The organism is Brevundimonas sp. NPDC090276 (genome assembly GCF_044772165.1).
Lineage (GTDB): Bacteria > Pseudomonadota > Alphaproteobacteria > Caulobacterales > Caulobacteraceae > Brevundimonas.
The window spans coordinates 14,044-37,721 of record NZ_JBIVYK010000005.1 but is presented as its reverse complement, the minus strand read 5'-3'; the positions used below and the strand labels follow the sequence as shown (position 1 = coordinate 37,721).

Annotated in this window: 25 protein-coding genes; 3 read left to right on the top strand and 22 right to left on the bottom strand. The window is 67.6% G+C overall.

Annotated elements, in window-relative coordinates:
- Positions 1 to 141 precede the first annotated feature (141 nt).
- From ACIQTU_RS15540 to ACIQTU_RS15470, 15 genes are read right to left on the bottom strand one after another with little or no spacing between them, the layout of a single operon-like run.
- Positions 142 to 681, bottom strand: coding sequence for an NADPH-dependent FMN reductase (locus ACIQTU_RS15540; protein WP_400549207.1), 540 nt, complete (start codon positions 679 to 681; stop codon positions 142 to 144).
- A gap of 1 nt (position 682) precedes the next feature.
- Positions 683 to 1,729, bottom strand: coding sequence for a 4-hydroxy-2-oxovalerate aldolase (gene dmpG / locus ACIQTU_RS15535; RefSeq protein ID WP_400549204.1), 1,047 nt, complete (start codon positions 1,727 to 1,729; stop codon positions 683 to 685).
- Positions 1,726 to 2,664, bottom strand: a complete 939-nt coding sequence (locus ACIQTU_RS15530) for an acetaldehyde dehydrogenase (acetylating) (RefSeq protein WP_400549201.1) — start codon at positions 2,662 to 2,664, stop codon at positions 1,726 to 1,728. Before ACIQTU_RS15530 ends, dmpG begins: the two co-directional genes overlap by 4 nt.
- A 4-nt stretch (positions 2,665 to 2,668) precedes the next feature.
- Positions 2,669 to 3,451 carry a 2-keto-4-pentenoate hydratase gene (locus ACIQTU_RS15525; RefSeq protein ID WP_400549198.1) on the bottom strand — a complete coding sequence of 261 codons (783 nt, stop codon included), beginning with the start codon at positions 3,449 to 3,451 and terminating at the stop codon, positions 2,669 to 2,671.
- Positions 3,451 to 3,984: a 3-hydroxyanthranilate 3,4-dioxygenase gene (locus ACIQTU_RS15520; RefSeq protein WP_400549196.1), complete on the bottom strand. Its 534-nt coding sequence runs from the start codon at positions 3,982 to 3,984 to the stop codon at positions 3,451 to 3,453. The genes ACIQTU_RS15525 and ACIQTU_RS15520 overlap by 1 nt, the downstream gene beginning before the upstream one ends.
- Positions 3,985 to 4,000: 16 nt before the next feature.
- Positions 4,001 to 4,429, bottom strand: coding sequence for a RidA family protein (locus ACIQTU_RS15515; RefSeq protein ID WP_400549193.1), 429 nt, complete (start codon positions 4,427 to 4,429; stop codon positions 4,001 to 4,003).
- On the bottom strand, positions 4,426 to 5,205 hold the full coding sequence (locus tag ACIQTU_RS15510; protein WP_400549190.1) for a 2-keto-4-pentenoate hydratase: 780 nt from the start codon (positions 5,203 to 5,205) through the stop codon (positions 4,426 to 4,428). Before ACIQTU_RS15510 ends, ACIQTU_RS15515 begins: the two co-directional genes overlap by 4 nt.
- 14 nt (positions 5,206 to 5,219) lie before the next feature.
- Positions 5,220 to 6,698 (bottom strand): 2-hydroxymuconic semialdehyde dehydrogenase, encoded by a 1,479-nt coding sequence (locus tag ACIQTU_RS15505; protein WP_400549187.1) that lies wholly within the window; start codon positions 6,696 to 6,698, stop codon positions 5,220 to 5,222.
- On the bottom strand, positions 6,695 to 7,522 hold the full coding sequence (locus ACIQTU_RS15500) for an alpha/beta fold hydrolase (RefSeq protein ID WP_400549180.1): 828 nt from the start codon (positions 7,520 to 7,522) through the stop codon (positions 6,695 to 6,697). Before ACIQTU_RS15500 ends, ACIQTU_RS15505 begins: the two co-directional genes overlap by 4 nt.
- On the bottom strand, positions 7,522 to 8,271 hold the full coding sequence (locus ACIQTU_RS15495; protein WP_400549177.1) for an ABC transporter ATP-binding protein: 750 nt from the start codon (positions 8,269 to 8,271) through the stop codon (positions 7,522 to 7,524). The genes ACIQTU_RS15500 and ACIQTU_RS15495 overlap by 1 nt, the downstream gene beginning before the upstream one ends.
- Complete coding sequence (locus ACIQTU_RS15490; RefSeq protein ID WP_400549174.1) at positions 8,268 to 9,023, bottom strand: ABC transporter permease; 756 nt, start codon at positions 9,021 to 9,023, stop codon at positions 8,268 to 8,270. The genes ACIQTU_RS15495 and ACIQTU_RS15490 overlap by 4 nt, the downstream gene beginning before the upstream one ends.
- Positions 9,020 to 9,577 (bottom strand): VOC family protein, encoded by a 558-nt coding sequence (locus ACIQTU_RS15485; RefSeq protein ID WP_400549171.1) that lies wholly within the window; start codon positions 9,575 to 9,577, stop codon positions 9,020 to 9,022. The genes ACIQTU_RS15490 and ACIQTU_RS15485 overlap by 4 nt, the downstream gene beginning before the upstream one ends.
- Complete coding sequence (locus ACIQTU_RS15480; RefSeq protein WP_400549168.1) at positions 9,574 to 10,614, bottom strand: ABC transporter substrate-binding protein; 1,041 nt, start codon at positions 10,612 to 10,614, stop codon at positions 9,574 to 9,576. The genes ACIQTU_RS15485 and ACIQTU_RS15480 overlap by 4 nt, the downstream gene beginning before the upstream one ends.
- Positions 10,614 to 11,654: a fumarylacetoacetate hydrolase family protein gene (locus ACIQTU_RS15475; protein ID WP_400549165.1), complete on the bottom strand. Its 1,041-nt coding sequence runs from the start codon at positions 11,652 to 11,654 to the stop codon at positions 10,614 to 10,616. The genes ACIQTU_RS15480 and ACIQTU_RS15475 overlap by 1 nt, the downstream gene beginning before the upstream one ends.
- Positions 11,655 to 11,658: 4 nt before the next feature.
- A complete protein-coding gene (locus ACIQTU_RS15470) occupies positions 11,659 to 12,486 on the bottom strand; it encodes a sulfite exporter TauE/SafE family protein (protein WP_400549162.1) in 828 nt (275 codons plus the stop codon).
- A 188-nt stretch (positions 12,487 to 12,674) separates the two neighbouring features.
- On the opposite strand from ACIQTU_RS15470, the gene ACIQTU_RS15465 reads away from it, so the two are divergent.
- Positions 12,675 to 13,478, top strand: a complete 804-nt coding sequence (locus ACIQTU_RS15465) for an aspartate dehydrogenase (RefSeq protein WP_400549159.1) — start codon at positions 12,675 to 12,677, stop codon at positions 13,476 to 13,478.
- 63 nt (positions 13,479 to 13,541) lie between these two features.
- Positions 13,542 to 13,988: a VOC family protein gene (locus ACIQTU_RS15460; RefSeq protein WP_400549157.1), complete on the top strand. Its 447-nt coding sequence runs from the start codon at positions 13,542 to 13,544 to the stop codon at positions 13,986 to 13,988.
- A gap of 83 nt (positions 13,989 to 14,071) precedes the next feature.
- Here ACIQTU_RS15460 and ACIQTU_RS15455 read toward each other — a convergent pair whose 3' ends face one another.
- Complete coding sequence (locus tag ACIQTU_RS15455) at positions 14,072 to 15,049, bottom strand: amidohydrolase family protein (protein ID WP_400549154.1); 978 nt, start codon at positions 15,047 to 15,049, stop codon at positions 14,072 to 14,074.
- Positions 15,050 to 15,251: 202 nt separating this feature from the next.
- Here ACIQTU_RS15455 and ACIQTU_RS15450 point away from each other — a divergent pair, with 202 nt between their 5' ends.
- Positions 15,252 to 16,205: a LysR family transcriptional regulator gene (locus ACIQTU_RS15450; protein WP_400549151.1), complete on the top strand. Its 954-nt coding sequence runs from the start codon at positions 15,252 to 15,254 to the stop codon at positions 16,203 to 16,205.
- Here the strand turns inward: ACIQTU_RS15450 and ACIQTU_RS15445 are convergent.
- The 6 genes from ACIQTU_RS15445 to ACIQTU_RS15420 form a co-directional block, all read right to left on the bottom strand.
- Positions 16,195 to 17,577 carry an amino acid permease gene (locus ACIQTU_RS15445; protein ID WP_400549148.1) on the bottom strand — a complete coding sequence of 461 codons (1,383 nt, stop codon included), beginning with the start codon at positions 17,575 to 17,577 and terminating at the stop codon, positions 16,195 to 16,197. The genes ACIQTU_RS15450 and ACIQTU_RS15445 overlap by 11 nt on opposite strands.
- Positions 17,578 to 17,600: 23 nt before the next feature.
- Positions 17,601 to 18,860 (bottom strand): kynureninase, encoded by a 1,260-nt coding sequence (gene kynU, locus ACIQTU_RS15440; RefSeq protein ID WP_400549145.1) that lies wholly within the window; start codon positions 18,858 to 18,860, stop codon positions 17,601 to 17,603.
- Position 18,861: 1 nt separating this feature from the next.
- Complete coding sequence (locus tag ACIQTU_RS15435) at positions 18,862 to 20,328, bottom strand: aldehyde dehydrogenase family protein (RefSeq protein ID WP_400549142.1); 1,467 nt, start codon at positions 20,326 to 20,328, stop codon at positions 18,862 to 18,864.
- Positions 20,325 to 21,953: a thiamine pyrophosphate-binding protein gene (locus ACIQTU_RS15430; RefSeq protein ID WP_400549139.1), complete on the bottom strand. Its 1,629-nt coding sequence runs from the start codon at positions 21,951 to 21,953 to the stop codon at positions 20,325 to 20,327. Before ACIQTU_RS15430 ends, ACIQTU_RS15435 begins: the two co-directional genes overlap by 4 nt.
- Before the next feature lie 112 nt (positions 21,954 to 22,065).
- Positions 22,066 to 22,749, bottom strand: coding sequence for a fumarylacetoacetate hydrolase family protein (locus ACIQTU_RS15425; protein WP_400549136.1), 684 nt, complete (start codon positions 22,747 to 22,749; stop codon positions 22,066 to 22,068).
- 13 nt (positions 22,750 to 22,762) lie between these two features.
- Complete coding sequence (locus tag ACIQTU_RS15420) at positions 22,763 to 23,668, bottom strand: hypothetical protein (RefSeq protein WP_400549133.1); 906 nt, start codon at positions 23,666 to 23,668, stop codon at positions 22,763 to 22,765.
- Positions 23,669 to 23,678: the final 10 nt, after the last annotated feature.

Below are 23,678 nucleotides of genomic sequence, written 5' to 3'. Positions count from 1 at the left end.
GCGGCCCGCCCGTTTCCGAGCGAGCGGCGGATATACGGACCCAACCCCGACTCCACAAGCCATGAATGACACTTTCACGAACTATCTCAACGAACCGGAGTCCGAGAGCATCCGCCCCTGCCCTCTGATCCATGCTGCCCTTCAGCCGCAGACGTCGTTCAGGTCGCGAAGCCCCTCCAGAATGAAATCAAGTGTCGGCTGGTGAACCAGGCGCCCATCCACGACCTTTTCAGCGACCAGGCCGATCACGATCTGACGGCGGATGACCAGGCGCGAGCAGGTGGCGATGAAGGTCTCGTTGAGTTGCTGCTGAGCCCGGACGCCGCCGAGCGCCGACGGCGAGGCGGTCAGGGTCAGCACCGGCTTGTCGCGCAGGCAACTGTTCAGGCCGGGCCGTGACAGCCAGTCCAGCGCATTCTTCATCACCCCGCTCATGCCGTGGTTGTATTCCGGCGAGATGACCACCAGACCATCCGCTGCGGAGATATCGCGACGCAGGGCAGCGACCGTGGCGGGCGCGTCCTCGCCGTCGAGATCGTCGTTGAAGAGCGGGACGTCTGCCAGCGACCGCACATCCAGCCGCATGTCGTCTGGCAGGACATCACGCAGCGTCAGCAGGACGGCGGTGCTGTAAGCCTGACGGCGCAGGCTGCCGGACAGGCCGATCAGGGACAGCGGCATGTCAGTTGGCGATCGCGACGCCTGCCGACGCCCGCGCCATGTCCAGCGCCACGTCCATGATCATGTCTTCCTGACCGCCGACCATCTTGCGCCGGCCCAGCTCGACCAGGATGGCCCGCGTGTCGAGGCCATGCTCGGCGGCGGCCTTCTCGGCATGGCGCAGGAAGCTGGAATAGACCCCGGCATAGCCCAACGTGAGCGTCTCACGATCGACGCGCACGGGGCGGTCCTGAAGCGGACGGACGAGGTCCTCGGCCGCATCCATCAAGGCGTAGAGATCGCAGCCGTGGTTCCAGCCCTGCACTTCCGCCGCGGCGATGAAGACTTCGAGCGGGGCGTTGCCGGCGCCCGCCCCCATGCCCGCCAGAGAGGCGTCGACCCGAATGGCGCCGCCCTGAACGGCGACGATGCTGTTGGCCACGCCCAGCGACAGGTTGTGGTGGGCATGCACCCCGCGCTGCGTCTCGGGTTTCAGCACCCGGTCATAGGCGGCCAGACGCGCGGCATACTGGTCCATGGTCATCGCGCCGCCGCTGTCGGTGACATAGACGCAGTGGGCGCCGTAGGTCTCCATCAGCCTGGCCTGCTGCGCCAGGGCGTCGGGTTCGGACATGTGGCTCATCATCAGGAAGCCGGACACGTCCATGCCCAGGGTGCGAGCGGCCTCGATATGCTGCTTGGCCACGTCGGCCTCGGTGCAATGGGTCGCGATGCGCACCGAGCGCACCCCCAGATCATAGGCGCGCTTCAGGTCATGCACTGTGCCGATGCCGGGCAGCAGAAGCGTGGTCAACACGCTGTGTTCCAGCACATCGGCGACCGCGCCGATCCAGTCCCAGTCGGTATGGGCGCCGAAGCCGTAGTTGAAGCTGGAGCCCTGCAGCCCGTCGCCGTGCGCGACCTCGATGGCGTCGACCTTGGCCCGGTCCAGCGCGCGGGCGATGGCCTGAACATGGTCGAGGCCATATTGGTGACGGATGGCGTGCATGCCGTCCCGCAGGGTGACGTCCTGAATATAGAGCTTGGTGGCGGTGGGATCGAAGGTCACGCGGCGATCCTTTCGGCGATCTTCTCGGCGGTCTTGAGCGCCGCCGAGGTCATGATGTCGAGATTGCCGGCGTAGGCCGGCAGGTAGTGCGCCGCCCCCTCGACCTCGAGGAAGACGCTGACCTTCAGGCCCGTGAACTCGCCGCCCATTTCGGGGATGCATAGCGGGGCGTTGCCGCCGACGCTTTCGAACTGCACCGCCTGCTTGAGACGATAGCCGGGCACATAGGTCTGGACCTCGGCCACCATGGCCTCGACCGAGCGACGGATCGCCTCGCGGTCGCCGTCGTCGCAGAGGCAGTAGACGGTGTCGCGCATGATCAGCGGCGGTTCGGCGGGGTTGAGCACGATGATGGCCTTGCCACGTGTGGCGCCGCCCACCTGGGCGATGGCCTGACTGGTCGTCTCGGTGAACTCGTCGATGTTAGCGCGCGTGCCGGGGCCCGCGCTCTTCGAGGCGATCGAGGCGACGATCTCGCCGTAATGCACCTTGACGACGCGGTTCACCGCCGCGACGATGGGGATGGTCGCCTGCCCGCCGCAGGTCACCATATTGACGTTGGGCGCGTCCAAATGCGCCTCGCCGTTGACCGGCGGGATCACATAGGGGCCGATCGCCGCCGGGGTCAGGTCGATCACGCGCTTGCCGTGCGCCGTCAGCGCCTCGCTGTGCCGCTTGTGCGCGCCCGCCGAGGTCGCGTCGAAGACGATGGCGATGTCGGCGAAGCCCGGCAGCGCGATCAGGCCGTCCAGCCCCTCGGCGGTGACCGGGACGCCCAGGCGTTCGGCGCGCTTCAGGCCATCGGATTCCGGGTCGATGCCGACGAAGGCCGCGACCTCCAGCGTGTCGGACAGGCGCATGATCTTGATCATCAGATCCGTGCCGATATTGCCCGACCCGATGATGGCGACCTTGGTCCTGGATTTGGAGGTCATCGTCTCAGCCCTCGCCATAGGTGAAGCGGACGTCGCCCAAGCCGTCGATTGCGGCGACCACATGGTCGCCGGGCGTCAGCGCCACCATCGGTCCCAGGGCGCCAGCCAGCAGGACATCGCCCGCCTTCAGAGGTTCGCCGCGCTCGGCCAGCGTACGCGCCAGCCAGGCCGCCGCGTTGAGCGGATTGCCCAGCGCCGCCGCGCCGACGCCGGTGGATACGACCGCGCCGTTGACCGTCATCGCCATCGCCGCCCCTTCAAGGTCGAGCCCCGCCAGCGCCCTGCCCTCATCGGAGAGGACGAAGAAGGCCGAAGACCCGTTGTCGGCGACCGTGTCGGCGAAGGTGATCTTCCAGTCGGCGATGCGGCTGTCGACGATCTCGATGGCGGCGTGGACGCTCGCGACCGCCGCCGCGATCTGTTCCACCGTCGTTTCAGCATCGGGCAGGTCGGCGCCGAGAACGAAGGCGATCTCCGCCTCGGCCTTGGGTTGGATCGTCCGCGCGGGATCAAGGCGACCGCCGTCGGCGATACGCATGTCGTCGAACAATGCGCCAAAGTCGGGCTGATCGACGCCGAGCTGGATCTGCACCGCCTTGGCCGTCAGGCCCGCCTTGCGGCCGACGATCTGCCGGCCCTCAGCTTCCCAGAAGCGGGTGTTGATCGTCTGCACCGCATAGGCGCCGGCCGCATCGATTGGGTCCAGAACGTCGCGCAAGGGGGCGACCACGGCTCCCGCATAGGCGTCGCGCAACCGGCGCGCGGCAGCTTCATAGGCCGCCGACATCAGGCCGGGACCGCGTGCTTGCCGGGATGCACCGTGCCGCACTGGCCGCAGGTGCGCAGCTCCTCGCTGGCGTAGAAGGCTGCGAACAGGGGCGGCAGGTCGCGCACGATGCTCTTCAACTGCACCTCGACGCGGTGGACAATCGCACCGCAGTCATCGCAGTACCACTGGAAGGCGTCGGTCACGCCCTCGGGGCGCTTGCGCTCGATCACCAGACCGACGCTGCCCTCGACCGGGCGCTGCGGCGAGTGCGGCACGTTCGGCGGCAGCAGGAAGATGTCGCCCTCGCGGATCGTCATGTCCTTGGGACCGTCCTCGGTCCACAGGCGCAGGTTCATGTCGCCTTCCAGCTGATAGAAGAACTCCTCCAGCGGATCGACGTGATAGTCGGTGCGCTGGTTCGGTCCGCCGACGACGGTGACGATGAAGTCGGCGTCCTCCCAGATCTGGGCGTTGCCGACGGGCGGCTTCAGCTGCTCGCGATGATCGGCGATCCACTGACGGAAGTTGAAGGGCGGGCCATAGGTCAGCATGGGCTTTGTCCGGGGATCAGGGGCGGTCGGCGCGCGGGATGAAGGCGGTCGCCTTGATCTCGATCAGCAGATGCGGATGGGGAAGCTGGTGGACGGCGACGGTGGTGCGCGCCGGTCCAGATTCGTCGAAATACTCGGCGTAGACGGCGTTGTAGCCGCCGAAGTCATTCATGTTCACGAGGAAGCTGGTGACGTCGACGACATCCGCCAGCGACCCGCCGGCGTCGGCCAGGATGGCGGCGATGTTGTCGATCACCGCGCGGGTCTGTTCGGCGATATCGAGGCTGACGCCGCCGAACTCATCCGCCGAGGCGCCGGCGAAGCTGTTGTCGGGGCGACGCGAACTGGTCCCCGAGACAAAGACGAAATCACCGGCGCGGCGATAGTGGGGAAAGCGGCCGCGCGGGCGCGCCTTGCCCGGAATGACCCGGCCATCTCCGCTCATTTTACGCCGCCTGCGATGGTGAAGCCGACGCGGCCCAGATGTCCGGCGTCGAGCGAGACCTCACGCGCCGAACCAATGGCCGCCGCCGCCGTGGCGCCGCCCAGCATCACTGTCCAGCCGGGCTGCAGCATCAACCCCGCCGCCCCCGCCAGTCGCGCCGCCGCGACCAGAGAGCGGATCGGATCGCCGAGGATGGCGGCGCTCGTCCCGGTCTCGGCGACGGCGCCGTCGACGCTCATCACCATCGGCACATCGGCGACGTCTGTGTCGGCGGGCCGCCAGTCGCCCACGACAAAGGCCGAGGACGAGGCGTTGTCGGCGACCACATCGCCCAGGGCGAAGCGGAAGTTCTCGTAGCGGCTGTCGATGATCTCCAGCGCCGGCGCCACGGCGTCGATCGCGCCGAAGGCCTCTTCGCGGGTGATCTCGCCCGACAACGGCGCCTTGAGCCGCACCGCCACCTCGGGCTCGACACGCGGATGGATGAAACGGGCGCGGTCGACCACGCCGCCGTTGGCCACGACCATGTCGGAGGTCAGCCGCCCCCAGATCTGATCCTTCAGACCCATCTGGATCATCTTGGCTTCGCTGGTGAAGCCCATCTTGACCCCGACCAGGGCCGCGCCGCGCGCCAGCCGATGATCGATCACGGCGCGCTGGATGTCATAGGCGTCGCTCAGCGCCAGTTCGCCTTCCTGCCCCGTGATCTGCGGGATCGCCCGGGCGTCGCGCGCGGCGGCGTCCAGCCTTGCGGCGATTGTCGCGATGTCCGTCATGTCGTCCCCTCCCCCTAGAGTTTGACGCAGATATTGGTGGGTTCCGAGTAGAAGCTCAGCGAATGTTCGCCGCCCTCGCGGCCGATGCCGGACAGCTTCATGCCGCCGAACGGCGTACGCAGGTCGCGCAGGAACCATTCATTGACCCAGACGATGCCGGTTTCCATCTGCCCTGCCACGCGGTGGGCGCGGCCCACATCCCGCGTCCAGATCGCCGCCGCCAGACCATAGTCGCTGTCGTTGGCCAGCTCGATCGCCTCGGCTTCGCTGTCAAAAGGCGCGATGTGGCAGACGGGGCCGAAGACCTCCTCGCGCACGCAGCGAGCGTCCTGGCCCAGACCCGTCAGGATCGTGGGCTGGACGAAGGCGCCCTGATCCAGCGGACCGCCGAACGACGGCACGCCGCCGCCGGTGACGACCGTCGCCCCCTCTTCTCTCGCCAGGGCGTAGTAGCCCAGCACCTTGTCGCGGTGGCCGTGCGAGATGAGCGGCCCCATGTCGGCGCCCGACCAGGGATCGCCGATAGTCAGGGCCTCGGCGCGCTCGGCCAGAGCCTTCACGAAGCGGTCGAAGATCGGCCGCTCGACATAGATGCGCTCGGTGCACAGGCAAACCTGGCCGCAATTGGAGAAGACCGAGCGCACCGTGCCCGCGATCGCCTCGTCGAAATCGCAATCGGCGAAGACCAGAGCGGCGTTCTTGCCGCCCAGCTCGAACGAGACCGGCTTCACCCCCGCCGCCGCCACCCTCATGATGGCGCCGCCCGTGGCCGACTCTCCGGTGAAGGTGATGGCGTCGATGTCGGGGTTGGCGGTCAGCCATTCGCCGGTCGAGGCGGCGCCGAAACCGTGAACCAGGTTGAACACCCCCGGCGGCACGCCCGCGGCGTCCATGACCTCGGCCAGCAGGGTCGCGGTCGAGGGGGTTTCCTCGCTCGGCTTGACCACCACCACATTGCCGCAGGCCAGAGCGGGCGCGACCTTCCACGTCATCAGCAGCAGCGGCAGGTTCCACGGCGAGATGATCGCCACCACCCCCAGAGGGCGGGCCACAGCGTAGTTTATGGCGCTGCGCCCATCGGCCAGATCGGTGCGGAAGCTGGGCATGGCCCGCGCCTCGGCCATCGCGGCGAAGGCGCGGAAGTTGGCCGCGCCGCGCGGAATATCGATGGTGCGGGCCTGATGCAGCGACTTGCCAGTGTCGGCGATCTCGGCCGCCGCGAAGTCGTCGAAGCGCGCCTCGATGCCCTCGGCGACGCGGACCAGCAGCTTGCACCGCTCCGCCTGGGACATCTTCCCCCACGGCCCCTTGAGCGCACGGCGACCCGCCGCCACCGCCCGGTCGACCAGGGCCCGATCGGCCTGGGACACGCGCGCCGCGACCGTCCCCGTCACCGGGTTCACATTGTCGAAAAATACGTCGCCCGCGACGAAGGCGCCGTCGACATAGTTGAGGATGTCGCGCTGGGCGAAGGGATAGGCCGTGTCGGTCATGCTTCGCCCCCGATCCGGGCGTAGCCGGCGGTATTGCTATGGGCCGCGCCGCGCTGGCCGACATGTCCGGCCATCTGAAGCAGCGACAGGAGGGTGTCGTTGAACTGCACCGGCGCCTCGAGGAAGGCGGAGTGGCCGACGTCGTTGACCTCGACCAGGAAGGAGCCGGCGACCTCTTCCTGGACCAGACGCACCGCCTCGATGGGGAAGATCACATCCTCGGTCCCGCACAGGAAGAGGATGGGGAAGCCCTTGCCCGCCAGATCCGCCGCCGGGCGCGCCGCGAACTGGCCCGTCAGGTTGTGGCGATCCACGGCGTTGAAGCTGGCGATCTGGCGATAGAGCATGGCCAGGTCACGCGGGGCGTCAGCGCCCAACACGCGGTCGATCTGATCCATCGCAGCCGTCTTCGCTCGGGCGGCGTCCATGATCGTCTTCACCGCCGCGCTCTCGGCCATGCCGTGCAGGCTGTCGCATATGGCCAGGGCCGCGACGCGTTCGGGCGCCTGATGGGCGAAACCGATGCTGGTCCCCGCCCCCATCGACTGACCGACCAGAGCCACCCTGTCCTCGCCCAGATGATCCAGCAGGGCGGCCAGGTCCTCGACAAAGGCGTCGCGCCCGCGCCCATCCAGATCGCGCGACAGGCCGAAGCCGCGATGATCGAACAGGATGACCCGGTTCGACCGCGCCAGGGTATCAATCTGACCATACCAGAGGGCGTGGTTGCCGCCGATGCCGTGCGCCAGCACCACCGCCGGCCCCGCGCCGTGCGTCTGGTAATAGATCTCGGCGCCGGCGGTCTTCACGATCCCGCTTTCCATCACGCTACTCCCATCAATTTGCTGAGCCGAACGACGTAGTCGCCAAAGGCCGGATCCTCGCGCGTGACGCTGGGGTCGCGCGGACGCGGCAGGTCGATACGGACGTCTTCGATGATCGTCCCCGGCCGCTCCGACATGACCAGCACCCGGTCGGAAAGCAGCACGGCCTCGGAAATGCTGTGTGTGACCAGGACCACCGTCTTGCGGTCGCGCTGCCACAGACGCAGCAGCTCCATGTTGAGCCGGTCGCGCGTCAGGGCGTCCAGGGCGCCGAAGGGCTCGTCCATCAGCAGGATCTGCGGATTGCGCGCCAACGCCTGACCGATGGCCACGCGGTGCCGCATCCCGCCCGACAGCTGGTGCGGATAGCTGGCCTCGAAGCCCGTCAGCCCCAGGGTCTCGACCAGTTCGGCCAGCGCGGCCTCGTCCAGCCGCTGCGCCCCAGCGTCGAGATTGATCCCGAGCAGCAGGTTGTCGCGCACATTGAGCCAGGGCAGCAGGTTCGAGGTCTGGAAGACAAAGCCCATCGCCGCCGAGGGCGCGGTCACGGCCTCTCCGTTGACCTGGATGGCGCCCTCCTCGAACGGGATGAGCCCGGCGATCAGGCGCAGCAGGGTGCTCTTGCCGCAGCCTGACGGGCCTAGGACCGAGACGAACTCGGCGGCGTGGATGTCGGCGGTGACGCCCTCAAGCACCTTGCGCCCGTCGAACGCCTTGCCGACGCCGGTGATGGAGATTTCCGCACTCATGCCGCACGCCACCAGATGAAGCGTTCCCAGTAGGCGACGCCGTAGAAGAGCAGCAGCGACAGGACCGTCACCGCGAACAGGGCCGCAAAGGTCAGGGTCGTATGGCCCGAACCCGACGCCGTCAGGATCAGGTTGCCCAGGCCGTCGTTCGATCCGACGAACTCGCCGACCACCGCGCCGATCACGGCCAGCGGCATGGCCACCTTGCAGCCGTCGAGGAAGCTGGGCAGGGCCGCCGGCAGACGCAGCCGCCAGAAGGTCTGCAGCGGCGTGGCGCGCAGGGCGCGGAAATGTTCCTCAAGATGGGCCGGGGTGCTGGCCAGCCCGCCGAGCGTCGAAATGATGATCGGGAAGAAGGCGAACAGGAAGGCCATGATCAGCTTCGACGTCAGGCCGTAGCCGAACCAGACGACGATCAGGGGCGCCAGGCCGATCTTGGGAATGCTCTGCAGGGCGACGAACAGCGGATAGACGGTGCGCTTGGCCGTGCGCGAAAAATAGATCAGGGCCGCGATCGGCACGCCCAGCACCACCGCGATGATGAAGCCCCAGAAGACTTCGGTCAGGGTCACCAGACTTTGCGCCACGATCGGCCCACGCGACTGCCACAACTCGGCCAGGATCGCGCTGGGCGGCGGCAGCAGATAGGCCTGCACCCCCGTCCAGCGGACGCCGTATTCCCAGGCCAGGCCCAGCAGCAGGAAGAAGCCGACGCTGATCGCCGTGTCGCGGTTGAACAGGGCGCGGGTCATGCCTCCCCCTCCTTGTCCAGCAGAGCCTGGATGCGGGCCGGCGGCGGCACGAGGAAGTGTTCCAGGTTCCAGCGGTCGAACGTCGCCATCTGCTTCCCGTCCCACACCGACGGGGCATGGGGATGCTCGGCGTCGATCTGGGTCATGTCGGTGTAGAATTCGACATTGTTGCCGTCGGGATCGCGGAAGACGAGGAAGCTGTTGGCGCCAGGGCCGTGCTTGCCGATCCCCCGATCGATGGGCACGCCGCGCGCGATCAGCATGGCCGCGACCTTCTCCATCTCCTCGAGGGTTTCGAGCCGATAGGAGAAGTGCTCGACCGCCGGATAGTGGCCCTCGGGCGCGTCCGAATGGCCGGGCGGCAATTGCAGCAGGGCCAGATCATGGTGGTCATGGCCGGCGCGCAGGAAGACCATCTGATGGTCGATCCAGTCCGACACCTCCAGGCCCATGACCTCGGTGTAGAAGGCCAGCGAACGGTCGATGTCGCGCACCTTGAGGACCAGGTGGCCCAGCCGCGTCGGACGCGGGCGATAGGATGCCGGATCGGTCATGGCTGTTTCCCCATCGGAACGAAGGCGTTGGTGAAGAGCGTCTCGGTCGCGTCGAAGCCCTGGAGCTGGCCGTTGGCCTGCAAGGTCGTGACGGTGCGTTCGATCTTTTCGGGCTTCAGCCGGTAGGACCCGCCCTCGGCCGCCATCAGCTCGGCGGTCTCGCGGATCTGGCGTTCGGTCACGGCCTCGTCGAGCAGAGGATAGTGGCGGCGAATGATCGCCAGCGCCGCCTTGGGATCACGCGCCGCCTCGGCATAGCCACGATAGGCGGCGTGGGTGAAGGCGCGCACCAGGGCGGGGTCGCTGTCGATCAGGGCGTCGCGCGTGGCGAGACCGCTGCCGTAAACGTCCAGCCCGAAGTCGGCATAGGCGATCCGGCCGATGCTGACGCCCTTGGCCTTGGCGGCCTTGTCGAACAGGGCCATCGAGTTGCCGAGCCAGCATTCGGCGGCGTCGATCCGCCCCTCGACCAGCGAGGAGACGACGATGGCCGGGTCCAGCTGGATCTGTTCGACGCGCGCCGGATCGACGCCATTGTCCTGAAGCCAGGCCGGCATCAGGGTCTGGATCGCCGAGGACTGACCGGCGCCAAACCTCAGCCCCGCAAGGTCAGCCGGCGCCGCGATCGTGTGCCGTTCCTTGACGAAGCAGGCGCCGGCCGGCAGGCGCATGTTGATGCCGCCGATCATCCGCGTGCTGCCGCCCTTCGAGCGGTTGAGCGCGACCGACAGGGGGTCGACATAGGCGAACTCGAACATGCCCTGGTCGAGTTCGTTGGCGGTCCGAATGCCGCCGAAGCCGCGCACGGGTTCGACGTTCAGCCCGGCTTCGGCGAAATAGCCCTTGTCCATGGCGACAAAGACGCCCGCCATGCTGCCCTGCGGCAGCCAGGCCATGTTGAAGCGGACGGTGCGGACGTCCTCGCGCGGCGTCGCCTTCGGGGCGTCGCCGCCAAAGGCGCTCCACAGCGTCATCCCCGCGATCGCCGCCACGATCACGGCGGGCACAAGCAGGGCGCGTCTACCGAGGGCGGCCATCAGGCGGCTCCTCGCGGCAGATGCGGCGCCGAGACCGGATTGGTCAGCTCGCCGATCCCCTCGACCCAGGCGCGCATCACGTCGCCGTCCTTGAGGAAGACGCCGCGCCCCATGCCGACCCCGGCGGGGGTGCCCGACGCGATCACGTCGCCGGCGCGCACCTCCAGGATCGTCGAGAGATAGGCGATCTGCTCATGGATGTTGAAGATCATCTCGGACGTATTGCCGTCCTGCATCGACGCCTCATTGACCGAGAGCCCCAGGCGGATGTCGTGTGGATCGCCCAGGCAGTCGCGCGGCACGAAGACCGGGCCCAGCGGGGTGAAGGTGTCGAAGCTCTTGCCGCGGAACCAGTCGTGCGAGAACGGGAAGTCGGTCCGCCGGGTGCGGTCGCGCGCCGAGACGTCGTTGACGATGGTGTAGCCGGCGATCAGGTCGTGCGCCTCGCCCACGGCGACATTCTTGCCCGCCCGGCCCAGCACGACGCCCAGCTCGACCTCCCAGTCGGGGCGCGACACCTGCGGCGGCACCACCACGGTCTCATCCGGGCCGACGACGCTCTCGACGGTCTTGAGGAAGATGTAGGGCTCGCTGTCGGCCTTGGCCGCCAGCTTGGTCTGCATCTCGGCGGCGTGTTCGATGAAGTTGGACGCCGCGCCGAAGATGCGACGCGGCTCGAACGGCGTCAGCAGCCGGGGCGCCGCAAGCGCTGAACCAGAAGCTCCGGCGAGCGCATGGGCCAGCCCGAACAGCCCCTCGCGCCGCTCCTCCCAGTCGCGGATGATCGCCGTGACATCGCCAGCGACCGCCGAAAAGCCATGCGTGGCGGCGGCGTCGTGCAGGTCGTGGAAAGCGTCGCCGACCTTGATCGTCGGACGCGGGCCGTCGGGGCCGGCGCGGGTGGCCAGGGCAAACCAGGTCATTGGTCGATCAACCTCTTGCAAGGAAAAGGCCGGCTGCGGCGCGACGCCGAGGGCGACGGCGGCGCCGATCCCAGCGATCGCGGCGCGGCGGTCCAGCATGGCGGGGGAGTCAGGCATGACATCAGCCGAAGGCCCGGATCAGCATCCGCGCCGACACCACGGCGAGGAACAGGCCGAACAGGACGCTCAGATGCCGCTTCGATAGCGAATGGGCGAGGCGCGCCCCCCACGGCGCGGCGAAGAAGGAGACCGGAGCGATGATCGCCAGGCCGATCAGGTTGACGTAGCCGAGACTGCCGGTCGGCAGGCCGGGCACATTCCATCCGGTGATGACGAAGGCGATGGTCGCCGGCACGCTGATCAACAGGCCGAACAGCGCCGCCGTGCCGACCGCGCGATGGATCGGAAAGTTGAAAAGGGTCATGGTCGGGACGCTCAGCGTGCCGCCGCCAATGCCCATCATGCTGGAGAAGCCGCCGATGGCGAACGGCAGCAGTTGCCCGCCCGGCCCGCCGGGAATGGCCTCGGCTATATGCCTGCCCTCCAGCGGCAGCAGCATCTTGATCGCCACCAGCAGGGCTATGACGCCGAACACGGCGGACAGGACATCCCCCGTCACCCGCGAGGCGATCAGCACCCCGGCGATGGCGCCGAGGAATATGGCGATGCTCCAGCGCTTCAGCTGGGCCATGTCCACCGCGCCCTTGGCGTGGTGCGCGCGGGACGAGGAGATGGCGGTCGGGATGATGGTCGCCAGCGAGGTCGCCACCGCGACATGCATCCGCACCGAAGGATCCACGCCCATCGACGACAGCACCAGATCGAGCACCGGGACGATGACAATGCCGCCACCGACCCCGAGCAGTCCGGCCAGTAGGCCGCCGACCGCACCGGTCAGCAGCATCATGGCCGTCAGCGTCAGCAGGTCCTGGTTGATGAATTCGTGCACCCGGCTCCCCCCAGAAGTCAGTCATGACTTGTGCGGGCTCGCGGATATGCGGTCAAAGATAGAAAATCGGCTTACATATAATCAAAAACATATATCTTGACGGTCGGCGCGATCTATATTCGTTCCAGGATAACCCGACCGGCAAAGGGTATATTCGCATATAGCCGCCGCCCTTTAGCCTGACCGGCATGATCAAGGTAGGCATAGCCGGGTTCGGCACCATTGGCCGCGTTGTCGCGCGCCATATCGAAGACAGCGCACTGCCGCTGACGCTGGCGGCGGTGTCCGCCGGCGACCGTGGCCGCGCCGAGGCCGCGATGGCGGCCCTGCCAACGCCGGTCCCCATCCTCGACACCCCCGAACTGGTCGCCAGTTGCGATGTCATCGTCGACAGCGCGCCGACCGCAGCCTTTCGCGACATCGCCGAAACGACGCTACGGGCCGGCAAGACCCTGGTGACGGTGAGCGGCGCGGCGCTGATGCAATGGCCCGAGGCGGTCGATCTGGCGCGCGCCCATAACGGCCGCATCATTCTGGCCACCGGCGCCCTGCTGGGGCTCGACGCCGTGCGCGCCGCCGCCATCGGCACCATCCATTCGGTGACCATGGTGACGCGCAAGCCGGTCAAGTCCCTGGTCAAGGCCGAACACGTCGTGCGCAACAAGATCGACCTGTCCGGCCTGACTGCCCCCCTCAAGATCTTCGAGGGCAGCGCGCGCGAGGGCGCGGTCGCCTTTCCGGCCAATGTAAACGTCGCGGCTGCGCTGGGCATGGCGGGCGTCGGTCCCGACCGGACGCGGCTGGAAATCTGGGCCGACCCTGCGCTGGAGCGCAACACGCACCGGATCGTGGTCGATGCCGACAGCGCGCGGCTGGAACTCGCCATCGAGAATGTGCCGACCGACGAGAACCCCGGCACCGGCCGGATCACCGCGCTCAGCCTCGTCGCCGCGCTTCAGGACCTGGTCAGCCCGATCCGTATCGGCACCTGATTTCCGCAACCGGCCGTCGCTTGCCGGCGGCCATCCTGCTCATGCCCCAGAAAGGCCCGCCCCATGACGACCCGCCTGCGCCACGTCGCGATTGCGTCCGCCGACCCGGACACCTCGGTCGGCTTCTTCACCGAGGTCCTCGGCTGGACCCTGGCCGGCAAGATCGATAGCCGCAACGCGCGCGGCTATTATGTCACCGACGGCCACATCAACATCGCCCTGCTCTGCTTCAAGAACCGCCCCGCCGCCGGCATGGAATTCCCCGAAGGCTACACAGGCCTGCACCACATCGGCTTCCAGTGCGATGACATCAACGCCATCGTCGACCGCTTCGAGAACTCGGGCTTCGCGCCGCGCCACGACGTCAACCTGGCCCAGGGCCTCGGCAAGAACCCGGCCAAAGACAATGCCGAGTACAAGATGACCGGGCCGGAAAACGTCATGGTCGACGTGTCCGAGCGCGGCTGGGCCGGCACCGAGAGCTACAAGGGCGCCCCTGCCCCGGTGTGAGAACGCCTCAGACGTCGAACAGCAAAAACCCGCCGGAGCGACGCTCCGGCGGGTTTTCTGATGCCTGGTGTTCTGGAACTGCTCTAGAGGTTGAGGAAGGCCCTGGCGTTGCCGCTGAGGATCTTGGCCTTTTGAGCGCCCGACAGGCCGTCGTGGCCGCGCACCAGCGAGCCGATGTCCTGCTCGCCCAGGGGGAAGGGATGATCGGAGCCCAGCAGGACACGGTCTTCGCCCATGACGTCGATTAGCAAACTGAGCGCGCGCGGGTCGAACACCGCCGAATCGACGAAGAAGCGGTCCACATAGGTCGAGGGCGGATGGGGGCAGTCGACGCGAACGATGTCGCGATACTTCCAGGCGTTTTCGACGCGGCCCAGCAGGAAGGCGAAGCTGCCGCCGCCGTGACCGAAGCAGATGCGCAAGGACCTGGGCAGACGTTCGAAGGCCCCGGACAGGATCAGCGACAGGATCGACAGCTGGGTCTCGGCCGGCATCGCCACCAGCCAGGGCAGCATGTATTTGGGCATGCGCTCGCGCGCCATCATGTCCCAGGGGTGGATCAGCACCGCCGCGCCGACCTCGGCGCAGTGGGTGAGGAAGGTCAGAAGACCTTCGTCGTCAAGGTTACGCATCCCCATATGGTTGCCGATCTGGACGCCCAGATGGCCCGTCGCCATGGCGCGGCTCGCCTCGGCGCAGGCCATATCGATGTCCTGCAGCGGCACCTGGGCCAGAGCCTTCATCCGGTGCGGCGCGTAGCTGCAAAAGGCCATCGCCTCGTCATTGAAACGCTGCGCCATATCGCGCGCCTCGGCCGCTGGACGACTGTAGCCAAACATGATCGGCGTGGCGCACAGAATCTGCAGGTCGATACCCTGGGCGTCCAGCGCCTCGACGCGCCGCGCCGGGTCCCATAGGACCTCCTCAACCGGACGAAACTCGGTCCCGCCCTGCATGATGAAGCCCTTGCCGCCTCCCGCCTCGCGCAGCCACGGCAGACCTTCAGCTTCCGCCCGCGTGCGATAGGCCGCGTCCATCGCAGGAAAGAAATGGCTGTGCATGTCGATGACAGCCGTTTCTCGTGAAGCCTCAAATGTCATGACTTTCGCCGCGCCCCTGTCCAACCGTCATCCCCGCCGCCGATTCCGGCGCGGGGGGCCATGAGGTTGAGTAACGGCGAGCGGCTATCAACAATAATCCAGAGACTTGCTCCGGCTATTACGAAACAGCTATAACTCGCTGAAAGCGACGCAGGGAGGCATCATGCCCAAATTCCACGAGAACTTCCTGCTGGGCCGGCTGAAGCTGCGCCAGTTGCGTCTGCTGACGGCGATCGCCGACGAGGGCACGGTGCTCAAGGGATCCCAGGCCCTGAACATCGCCCAGCCCGCCGCGACCAAGAGCATCAAGGAGCTGGAGGACGCCCTGGGCGTCCAGTTGTTCGACCGCTCCTCGCGCGGCGTGACCCCGACCGATTTCGGCAGGGTCATGATCAAGCACGCCAAGCTGATCCTGACCCAGTTGCGCCACGCCGGCGAAGAGCTGCAATCGCTTGAGGAAGGGCTTTCGGGACGGGTGCATGTCGGCACCCTGCTGGCCGCCTCAACCTCGCTGCTGCCGCGCGCCCTGGCGCGGTTGCGCGAACAGCGCCCCGGGATCGCGGTCACGGTGACCGAAGGCACCATCGACCGTCTGATGCCCGCCCTGCGCACCGGCGACCTCGACGTCGTGCTGGGCCGCCTGCCCGAGTATCGCGAGCGCGAGGGTCTGAAGCAGGACGTCCTATATCTCGACACGGTGGCCATCATGGTGCGCGCCGACCACCCGTTGACGAAGCGGGCGTCGCTGACCCTCGCCGATCTGGTCGAGCAGGCCTGGGTCATGCCGCCGCCGCAGACCTCCTTGCGCCGCCAGATCGACGCCGCCTTCCGCCACGAAGGACTGGAGCCCCCGCACGACGTGATCGAATCCGTGTCGATTCTGACCAACCACGGTCTGCTGATGAACACCGACATGATCGCCGCCATGCCGCATCAGGTCGGCGCAGGTCAGGCCGGGCTGGCCATCCTGCCCGTCGTGCTGGAAGGCGCGATCTCGCGCATCGGCGCGACCACCCACGCCCACGTCGAGCTGTCCGCCGCCGCCCGCTACTTCATGGACATCATTCACGAGGTAGCGGGCGAGATCCGCGACGAGTTGGATCAGGTCAAGGCGTAGGCGCGGCCTTCCGCGACACGCGCTTCCATATGAAATAGGCCGACGCGATGACGATCAGCCACGGCACGCCGGCGACCAGGGCCACCTGCCAGTCGGCGTGGAGCGCCATCGTCACGGTGATCGCGGCCAGCAGCACCAGGCCCAGAATCTGGGCATAGGGGAAGAAGGGCATCCGCACCGGCAGGTCGACGCCCTTGTGGCGGTGACGGAAGCGCAGATGGCTGGCCAGGATGGTGCTCCACACCAGCAGGCCGCCGAACAGAACGATCCCGAACAGATAGTTGTAGGCCATCGGCGTCAGGGCCGAGATCGAGGCCGCCGCCAGGATGCCGACGCCGGTGACCAGCGTCGCACGCATAGGCGCCTTTTGCGCGTTCAGCTCACCCAGAGCGCGCGGCGCATAGCCGCCGCGAGCCAGCGAGAACAGCATGCGCGAGCCCAGATAGATGCTGGTGTTCATCGCCGACAGGGCCGCCGAGGCGACCACGAAGTTCATGATGCCGGCCGCATAGGGAATGCCCGCGCTGGCGAACATTTTCACGAAGGGGCTTTCGGTCACCACCTTGGCCCCGGACTCGGTCCACGGGATGAAGGCGACGATGATGAACAGCGCCAGAATGTAGAAGAGGAACAGCCGTCCCGCCATCGTGCGCAGCGCCGCCGGAATGGCCGTCTTGGGGTCCTTGGCCTCGCTGGCGGTGCCGACGACGAACTCCAGCCCCATGAAGGAAAACAGCGCCATCAGCACGGCCAGCCAGACGCCGGAGAAGCCGTGGGGCAGGAAGCCGCCTGCCAGTCCCGTGACGTTGTGCAGGCCGATGGGATCGCCGACGACGCCGAAGATCCGGCTGAGCCCGACTAGGATGAAGCCGACGATGGCCGACACCTTGATGACGGTCAGCCAATATTCGACCGAGCCGAAATTATGCACCGCCCGGGTGTTCACCCAGACGACGACGCCGGCGCTGCCCAGCGCCCACATCCAGACCGGCGTGCCGGGGAACCACCAGCGCATATAGATGCCGACGGCGATCGCCTCGCTGCCGATCAGCAGCACCTGCTGGATCCAGTAGGTGTAGCGGACGATGAAGCCCATCAGCGGCCCGAGATAGATTTCGGCATAGGTGCCGAACGACCCCGCGGTCGGATGGACCACGGCCATTTCCGACAGGCTGAACACCATAATCACCGCGATCAGCGCGGCGATGACATAGCTGACCAGCACGCCGGGACCGGCGTAGCCGATCGCGATGCCCGACCCCATGAACAGCCCGGTGCCGATCGCGCCGCCCAGGCCGATCATGATGATCTGCGCCTTGCTCAGCCCGCGTTCCAGCCCCGCTTCGCGGTCGACATAGGTCTGTTCGTCCATCGCGCTTCCCCCTCCTGCCTTGCTCATGTGACGGCTTCGCGCGCCTGATGCTCGGGCGCTTCCCATACTCCGTCATCCATGATCTTCGCCAGCCGTTCCACGGCGTCCCAGACATCGGCGTAGCCGACATAGAGGGGCGTGAAGCCGAAGCGCACCGTGTCCGGCGCGCGGAAGTCGCCGATCACGCCGGCCGCGATCAGGGCGCGCATGATCGGATAGCCGTCGGCATGGGCGAACGAGACCTGGCTACCGCGCCCGACGGCGTCGCGCGGCGAGGCCAGGGTGAAGCCATGACCGGCGCAGCGCTGCTCGACCAGACGGATGAAGAGGTCGGTCAGGGCCATCGACTTGGCGCGGATTTCCGCCATGTCAGCCGACAGGTGAATATCCAGCCCTGTCTCGACCAGGGTCATCGACAGGATCGGCTGGGTGCCGATCAGGAACTGGCGCAGCCCCGTCTGCGGGCGATAGCCGGGTTCAAAGGCGAAGGGCGCGGCATGGCCCCACCAGCCGGTCACCGGCTGATGCGCCTGCCCCTGATGCCGTTTGGCGACGAACAGGAAGGCCGGCGAACCGGGGCCGCCGTTCAGATATTTGTAGGTGCAGCCGACGGCAAAGTCCGCCTGGCAGCCGTTCAGATCGACCGGCATGGCGCCGGCGCTGTGGCACAGGTCCCAGACAGCCAACGCCCCCGCCGCCTGCGCCCGCGCCGTGATCGCCGCCATGTCGTGGACGTGGCCGGTCTTGTAGTGGACGTGGGTGATGGCGACGGCGATGGTGTCGGCGTCGATCGCGTCGGCGATTTCGTCCTTTTCACACAGGCGCACCGAGACCCGCCCGCCGGTCGCGGCGGCGACGCCTTCGGCGATATAGTTGTTGGTCGGGAAGTTGCTGCCTTCCAGGATCAGGACGTTGCGGTCGGGACGCATGGCGACTGCTGCCGACAGGACCTTGAACAGATTCTGGCTGGTGGAATCGCAGATCATGACCTCGCCCGCCCCGGCGCCGATCAGGGGCGCCAGCTTGTCGCCCAGCCGCACCGGCAGGTCGAACCAGCCGGCGCTGTTCCAGCTCTTGATCAGGTCCGTGCCCCATTCGCGCGTCACGACGTCCTGGGCCTTGGCGCTCGCGGCCTTGGGCATGGCCCCAAGGGAGTTGCCGTCGAGGTAGATCATCCCTTCGGGCAGGTCGAAACGGTCGCGCAGCGGCGCCAGCGGATCGGCGCGATCCATCGCCTCGCACCAGGCGCGATCGGGCGCTTCAGGGATCTCAATCCGGGTCACATCACGCGTCATGGAAACACACTACCTTGGTCTGGGACATCTCTCGCACCGCGAAACGCACGCCTTCTCGGCCCATATTGCCCCGTCCCGCGCCGCCGAAAGGCATGGCGTCGAGGCGGTAATCGGTCGAATCATTGATCATCACACCAGCCGCCCGCAGACGGCGAGCGGCGTGACGCGCGTGGCGCAGGGATTCTGTGAATATCGCGGCATGGATGGCGTAGTCGGCGCGATTGGCGGCCTCGATAGCGTCGTCGAGATCAGCAAATCGGAACAGGCTGACCACCGGACCAAAGGCTTCCTGGCAGGACACCCGCGCCTCCTCCGGCACGTCCGCCAGCAGGGTCGGGCGAACCAGGGCCCCGACGCGTTCACCGCCGGTCAGCAGGGTCGCGCCCTGCGCCACCGCCTCCTGCGTCCAGTCCAGAATACGCTCGGCCTGCTCCAGACCAATCATCGGACCGATATCGGTGGCCGGGTCCATCGGGTCGCCAACGGTCAGGGCGTTGGTGGCCGCGACCATGGCCTCGCTGAACGCCTCATGGACGGCCTCGTGGACATAGATGCGTTGGACCCCGATGCAGTTCTGGCCCGCCGCGCCAAAGGCGCCCGAAGCGCAGGCCTTGGCCGCGCGGTCGATATTGGCGTCGTCCATCACGATCACCGGGCCATTGCCGCCCAGTTCCATCGCCAGACGCTTGATCCCCGCCGAGCGGCAGATGGCCTGGCCGACGCCGGCGCCGCCGGTGAAGCTGACCATGGCGACATCGTCATGGCGCGTCAGGGCGTCGCCGAAGTCGCCCCCGCGCCCCGTCAACAGGTTGAGCGCGCCGTCGGGCAGGCCCGCCGCAACGAGCAGCCGCGCCAGCATGACGGCGACCAGCGGCGCCTGCTCGGCGGGCTTCAGCACCACCGCATTGCCCGCAGCCAGAGCCGGGCCGACCTTGTGACAGATGAGGTTCAGCGGATCATTGAAAGGCGTGATGGCGACGATGACGCCCAGGGGTTCATGCAGGTAATGGCCCGAGCGGGTTTCGCCGCCGGGGAAGCTGTCGAAGGCGATGGTCTCGCCCGCCAGCCGCGTGGCCTCCTCCGCCGACAGCCGCAGGGTGTTGACCGCGCGTGCGACCTCGCGCGTCGCCGACCGCACCGGCTTGCCGGTTTCCGCCGTGATGGCGGCGGCGAAGCGGGCGGCGTCAGCCTCCAGCGCCGTCGCCGCGTCATGCAGCATGCGGGCGCGGGCGCCGGTCGACAGGTCGCGCATCGCCTCCGCCCCGACCACCGCGCTCGCCACCGCTCGTTCGACATGCTCGACAGTGGCGCAGGCCGCCTCGCCCAGCACGTCGCCGGTAAAGGGGTTGCGCACGGTCATGGTCTCGGAGGCCTCTTCCCAGACGCCACCGATCAACAGCGTCCGGCCCGCATCGCCCACAACCGGGTTCACGACCTGTCGCAAGGCCAGGCTCACGGCTTGTCCTTGCGCAGGACCAGTTCATCGTATTCGCGACTGTCCAGCAGGGCCTCGACGATCACCGGGCCGTCGGCGGCGAAGCCGGCTTCCAGCGCGGCGCGGAACTCGACCGGGTCGCGCGCCACCGTCACCGGCACGCCGAACAGCGACGGCCCGCCGATGGTCCCCTCGGTGCGCACCGGCGTGCCATAGATGGGGTTCGACTTCTTCTCCTGCTTGATGCGGATCAGAGCCAGGTCGTTGTCGGTGAAGATGACGATCACGATCGGCAACTTTTCACGCGCCGCCGTCGCCAGTTCGCCCGCCGTCATCAGGAACCCGCCGTCGCCAAGGACGCAGCAGACCGGCGTGTCAGGCCGACAAAGCTTGGCGGCGATGGCGGCGGGCAGGCCGAAGCCCATGGCCGACCAGCCATTGGTCATGATCTGGGTGCCTGGCGCAGGCGTCCGCCAGTGCTGACCGATCAGGTGGGTATGGGCCCCGACATCGCAGGTCATGATGCCGTCAGCGGGCAGGACATCGCGCAACACGTCGAGCGCGGCGCGCGGCGCGAAGGCCCCTTCCCGTCCAGCCAGACGGGCGAACATCTCGGCCTTGCGCGCCGCCAGCGCGGCCAGATCCCAGCTCTTCACGGTCGCCGGAAGCGTGAGCAGCGCGTCGAGGGCGGGCGCGATCGCGCCGACGACATCGGCCACGACCGGGTGGACCGCGCGGTCGATATCGGCCGGGGCGACGTCGATGCTGGCCAGGGCCAGTCCGTTGCGCATCCAGCCTTCATAGTTGAACTCGATGGGGTCATAGCCGATCGCCACCACCAGATCGGCCTCGGCATGGGTCAGCCCGACCTGATCCGACAGGGCGTGGAACAGGACGCCGGCGTAGTGGGGATGGGTTTCCGCCACCATGCCCTTGGCCATCGGCGTCAGCAGCACGGGCAGGCCGAAACGCTCGGCCAGAGCCATGATGCGATCCTGCACCCCGGCATGGACGGCGCCGAGGCCGATGGCCAGCACCGGCTTCTCGGCTGCAGAGAAGGCGGCGATCAGGGCCTCGACGGCGGCCGCATCGGGCGCAGGGACCGGGTCGGCGGCGGGCGGCGCGATCTTGACCTCTTCGACTGCAACCGCGCTCATCCCTTGCGGCAATCCGACGTGGACCGCGCCGGGACGGACCGACAGGGCGATCCGCGCGGCCTCGGCCAGGGTGTCGACGGCGCTGTCGGCCTCGATCCGCATGGTCGCCTTGGTCAGGGGCGCGAACAGGGCCTGATGATCGATCCCCATCTGCACCGTGCGACCGCGCAGAGCGGCGGGCATTTCATCGGTCAGGGCGATCATCGGCGAGCGGTCCAGCGTCGCCCCGCCTACCCCCGTCGCCAGGTTGGTCGCGCCCGGCCCAAAGGTGCCGAAGCAGACGCCCGGAACCCCGGTCAGACGTCCGCAGACATCGGCCATGAACCCCGCCCCGCCTTCATGGCTGGTCAGCACGAAATCAATGCCGTCGGTGGTGCGGATCGCCTCCATGTAATCGACCCAGCCGCCGCTCGGCACGCCGAAAACATGGCGCACCCCCATGTCGCGAAGGGCCGCCACCACGTTGCGGGCCACATTGGTCGATTTCATGCGCGATCCTTGAACAAGAGCCATCAGCCCTATCCGGCCTAGGCCCGCACGCCATAAACAAATAATACCAAATGTCGGACTTGGTATGCCCCATACGGCATATCAAAACCGGTCAGACAAAGCGGTTGGCGATCGCCCCGATACCGTCGATACCGCCCTCGACCACATCTCCGGCGCTGATGCGGCCGACGCCTGAGGGCGTGCCGGTGTAGATCAGGTCGCCGGGCTGCAGTTCCACATAGGTCGACAACTCGGCGATAATGTCGGCGACTGGCCAGATCATGTCGGCGATGTCGCCGTCCTGCCTCATCGCGCCGTTCACCGACAGCCAGATGCGCGCCGTCGAGGGATGACCGTTCTCGGCGACGGGCCGGATCGGCGACAGCACCGCGCTGTGATCAAAGCCCTTGGCCATGTCCCACGGACGCGCGCCCGCCTTGGCATCGGCCTGTAGGTCGCGGCGGGTCAGGTCATTGCCGACCGCATAGCCGAACACCGCCGCCAGGGCATCTTCGGGCGCGATATCCGCCCCGCCCTGCCCCAGCGCCACCACCAGCTCGATCTCGTGATGCAGGTTGGCGGTGCGCGACGGCATGGCGATCTCAGCCGTCCCGGCCACCACCGCATCGGCGGGTTTGGAAAAGAAGAAGGGCGGCTCGCGCGTCGGATCGCCGCCCATTTCGCGGGCGTGGTCAGCGTAGTTCTTGCCCACGCAGAAGATGCGGCGGATGGGAAAACGCCGGGCGTCGCCGGCGATTTCGGCGGTCGGCTGCGTCACCGGGAAGATGAGATCCATGTCAGGCGGCGCTTCAGGCAGGGGGATAGAGGGCGGCGCGACAGGCCCCCAGGTCAGCGCTGTCCAGGGTCTGTTCTTTGACCGCGTTCCACGGGCTGCCCATCTTGTCTTCCGGGCGATACCAGAAGCCGTAGAGCTTGCCGTTCGCCGCCACCAGGGTCGCCGAGCCGATGCTGCCTTCCTCTTTCGAGAACCAGGCCAGCCGCATGATGCGACCGAAGGCCGTGCCGCGCAGGGTGCCGAGGCCGTTGTTGTAGCAACCGAGGATGTCCTGTCCCGACTGTCGCAGGGCGATCGGGCCATACTCATGGGCATAGACGCCGCTGACATCGGCCTCGCCCGCCGCGCCGCGTTGATCCAGTTCACCATAGACCGCCAGGTCGGACAGGCGCGTGGCGCCGCTGCCCTTCCAGTTGCTGTCGATGCGCAGCTGCAGCCAGCGCGCGGCGGTTTCCTTGGGCAGGGTAATCAGGGTCTGGGCGTCGGCCCTGGCCTCGCCGATGACCAGGGTTTCGAACGGCCCGTCCGGCCCGGCAGTCGAGCCCAGCAGGGCGAAGCGGCGCACGGGCGAGCCTTCCGCCGTCTGCGACATCGACCCGTCTTCGCGCACCACCGGCTCGAACCGGTTATCCAGCGCGACGGCGCGCACCTTGCCGGTCCCGGCCAGTTCGAACTTCAGCGTGTGAGGGAAGGCGGCGTCCATCTCGGACATCCAGCCATAGGCCGGACCACCGTCGACCAGGTTGATCGCCCAGGTGGACCAGTGCCGTTTGGCCTCGCCCTCATCGGCCTCGGCGATCCCGCCCCAGCTGATGTGAAGGATGTTGTCGCCCTCCGGCGCAGGCGCCTTGTCTACAGGCGCGTTCGAGCATCCGGCGAGGAGCAGGGCTCCCGCCGTGGCGGCTTTCCAGTGACGCATGGTTTGGTCC

What these genes read in the sequence shown, in the direction of transcription:
- ACIQTU_RS15540 (WP_400549207.1), bottom strand. Translation starts at nt 681, where the DNA reads ATGCCGCTGTCCCTGATCGGCCTGTCCGGCAGCCTGCGCCGTCAGGCT.
- ACIQTU_RS15530 (WP_400549201.1), bottom strand. Translation starts at nt 2,664, where the DNA reads ATGACCTCCAAATCCAGGACCAAGGTCGCCATCATCGGGTCGGGCAAT.
- ACIQTU_RS15525 (WP_400549198.1), bottom strand. Translation starts at nt 3,451, where the DNA reads ATGTCGGCGGCCTATGAAGCTGCCGCGCGCCGGTTGCGCGACGCCTAT.
- ACIQTU_RS15520 (WP_400549196.1), bottom strand. Translation starts at nt 3,984, where the DNA reads ATGCTGACCTATGGCCCGCCCTTCAACTTCCGTCAGTGGATCGCCGAT.
- ACIQTU_RS15515 (WP_400549193.1), bottom strand. Translation starts at nt 4,429, where the DNA reads ATGAGCGGAGATGGCCGGGTCATTCCGGGCAAGGCGCGCCCGCGCGGC.
- ACIQTU_RS15510 (WP_400549190.1), bottom strand. Translation starts at nt 5,205, where the DNA reads ATGACGGACATCGCGACAATCGCCGCAAGGCTGGACGCCGCCGCGCGC.
- ACIQTU_RS15505 (WP_400549187.1), bottom strand. Translation starts at nt 6,698, where the DNA reads ATGACCGACACGGCCTATCCCTTCGCCCAGCGCGACATCCTCAACTAT.
- ACIQTU_RS15500 (WP_400549180.1), bottom strand. Translation starts at nt 7,522, where the DNA reads ATGGAAAGCGGGATCGTGAAGACCGCCGGCGCCGAGATCTATTACCAG.
- ACIQTU_RS15495 (WP_400549177.1), bottom strand. Translation starts at nt 8,271, where the DNA reads ATGAGTGCGGAAATCTCCATCACCGGCGTCGGCAAGGCGTTCGACGGG.
- ACIQTU_RS15490 (WP_400549174.1), bottom strand. Translation starts at nt 9,023, where the DNA reads ATGACCCGCGCCCTGTTCAACCGCGACACGGCGATCAGCGTCGGCTTC.
- ACIQTU_RS15485 (WP_400549171.1), bottom strand. Translation starts at nt 9,577, where the DNA reads ATGACCGATCCGGCATCCTATCGCCCGCGTCCGACGCGGCTGGGCCAC.
- ACIQTU_RS15480 (WP_400549168.1), bottom strand. Translation starts at nt 10,614, where the DNA reads ATGGCCGCCCTCGGTAGACGCGCCCTGCTTGTGCCCGCCGTGATCGTG.
- ACIQTU_RS15475 (WP_400549165.1), bottom strand. Translation starts at nt 11,654, where the DNA reads ATGCCTGACTCCCCCGCCATGCTGGACCGCCGCGCCGCGATCGCTGGG.
- ACIQTU_RS15465 (WP_400549159.1), top strand. Translation starts at nt 12,675, where the DNA reads ATGATCAAGGTAGGCATAGCCGGGTTCGGCACCATTGGCCGCGTTGTC.
- ACIQTU_RS15460 (WP_400549157.1), top strand. Translation starts at nt 13,542, where the DNA reads ATGACGACCCGCCTGCGCCACGTCGCGATTGCGTCCGCCGACCCGGAC.
- ACIQTU_RS15455 (WP_400549154.1), bottom strand. Translation starts at nt 15,049, where the DNA reads ATGCACAGCCATTTCTTTCCTGCGATGGACGCGGCCTATCGCACGCGG.
- ACIQTU_RS15450 (WP_400549151.1), top strand. Translation starts at nt 15,252, where the DNA reads ATGCCCAAATTCCACGAGAACTTCCTGCTGGGCCGGCTGAAGCTGCGC.
- ACIQTU_RS15445 (WP_400549148.1), bottom strand. Translation starts at nt 17,577, where the DNA reads ATGGACGAACAGACCTATGTCGACCGCGAAGCGGGGCTGGAACGCGGG.
- ACIQTU_RS15430 (WP_400549139.1), bottom strand. Translation starts at nt 21,953, where the DNA reads ATGAAATCGACCAATGTGGCCCGCAACGTGGTGGCGGCCCTTCGCGAC.
- ACIQTU_RS15425 (WP_400549136.1), bottom strand. Translation starts at nt 22,749, where the DNA reads ATGGATCTCATCTTCCCGGTGACGCAGCCGACCGCCGAAATCGCCGGC.
- ACIQTU_RS15420 (WP_400549133.1), bottom strand. Translation starts at nt 23,668, where the DNA reads ATGCGTCACTGGAAAGCCGCCACGGCGGGAGCCCTGCTCCTCGCCGGA.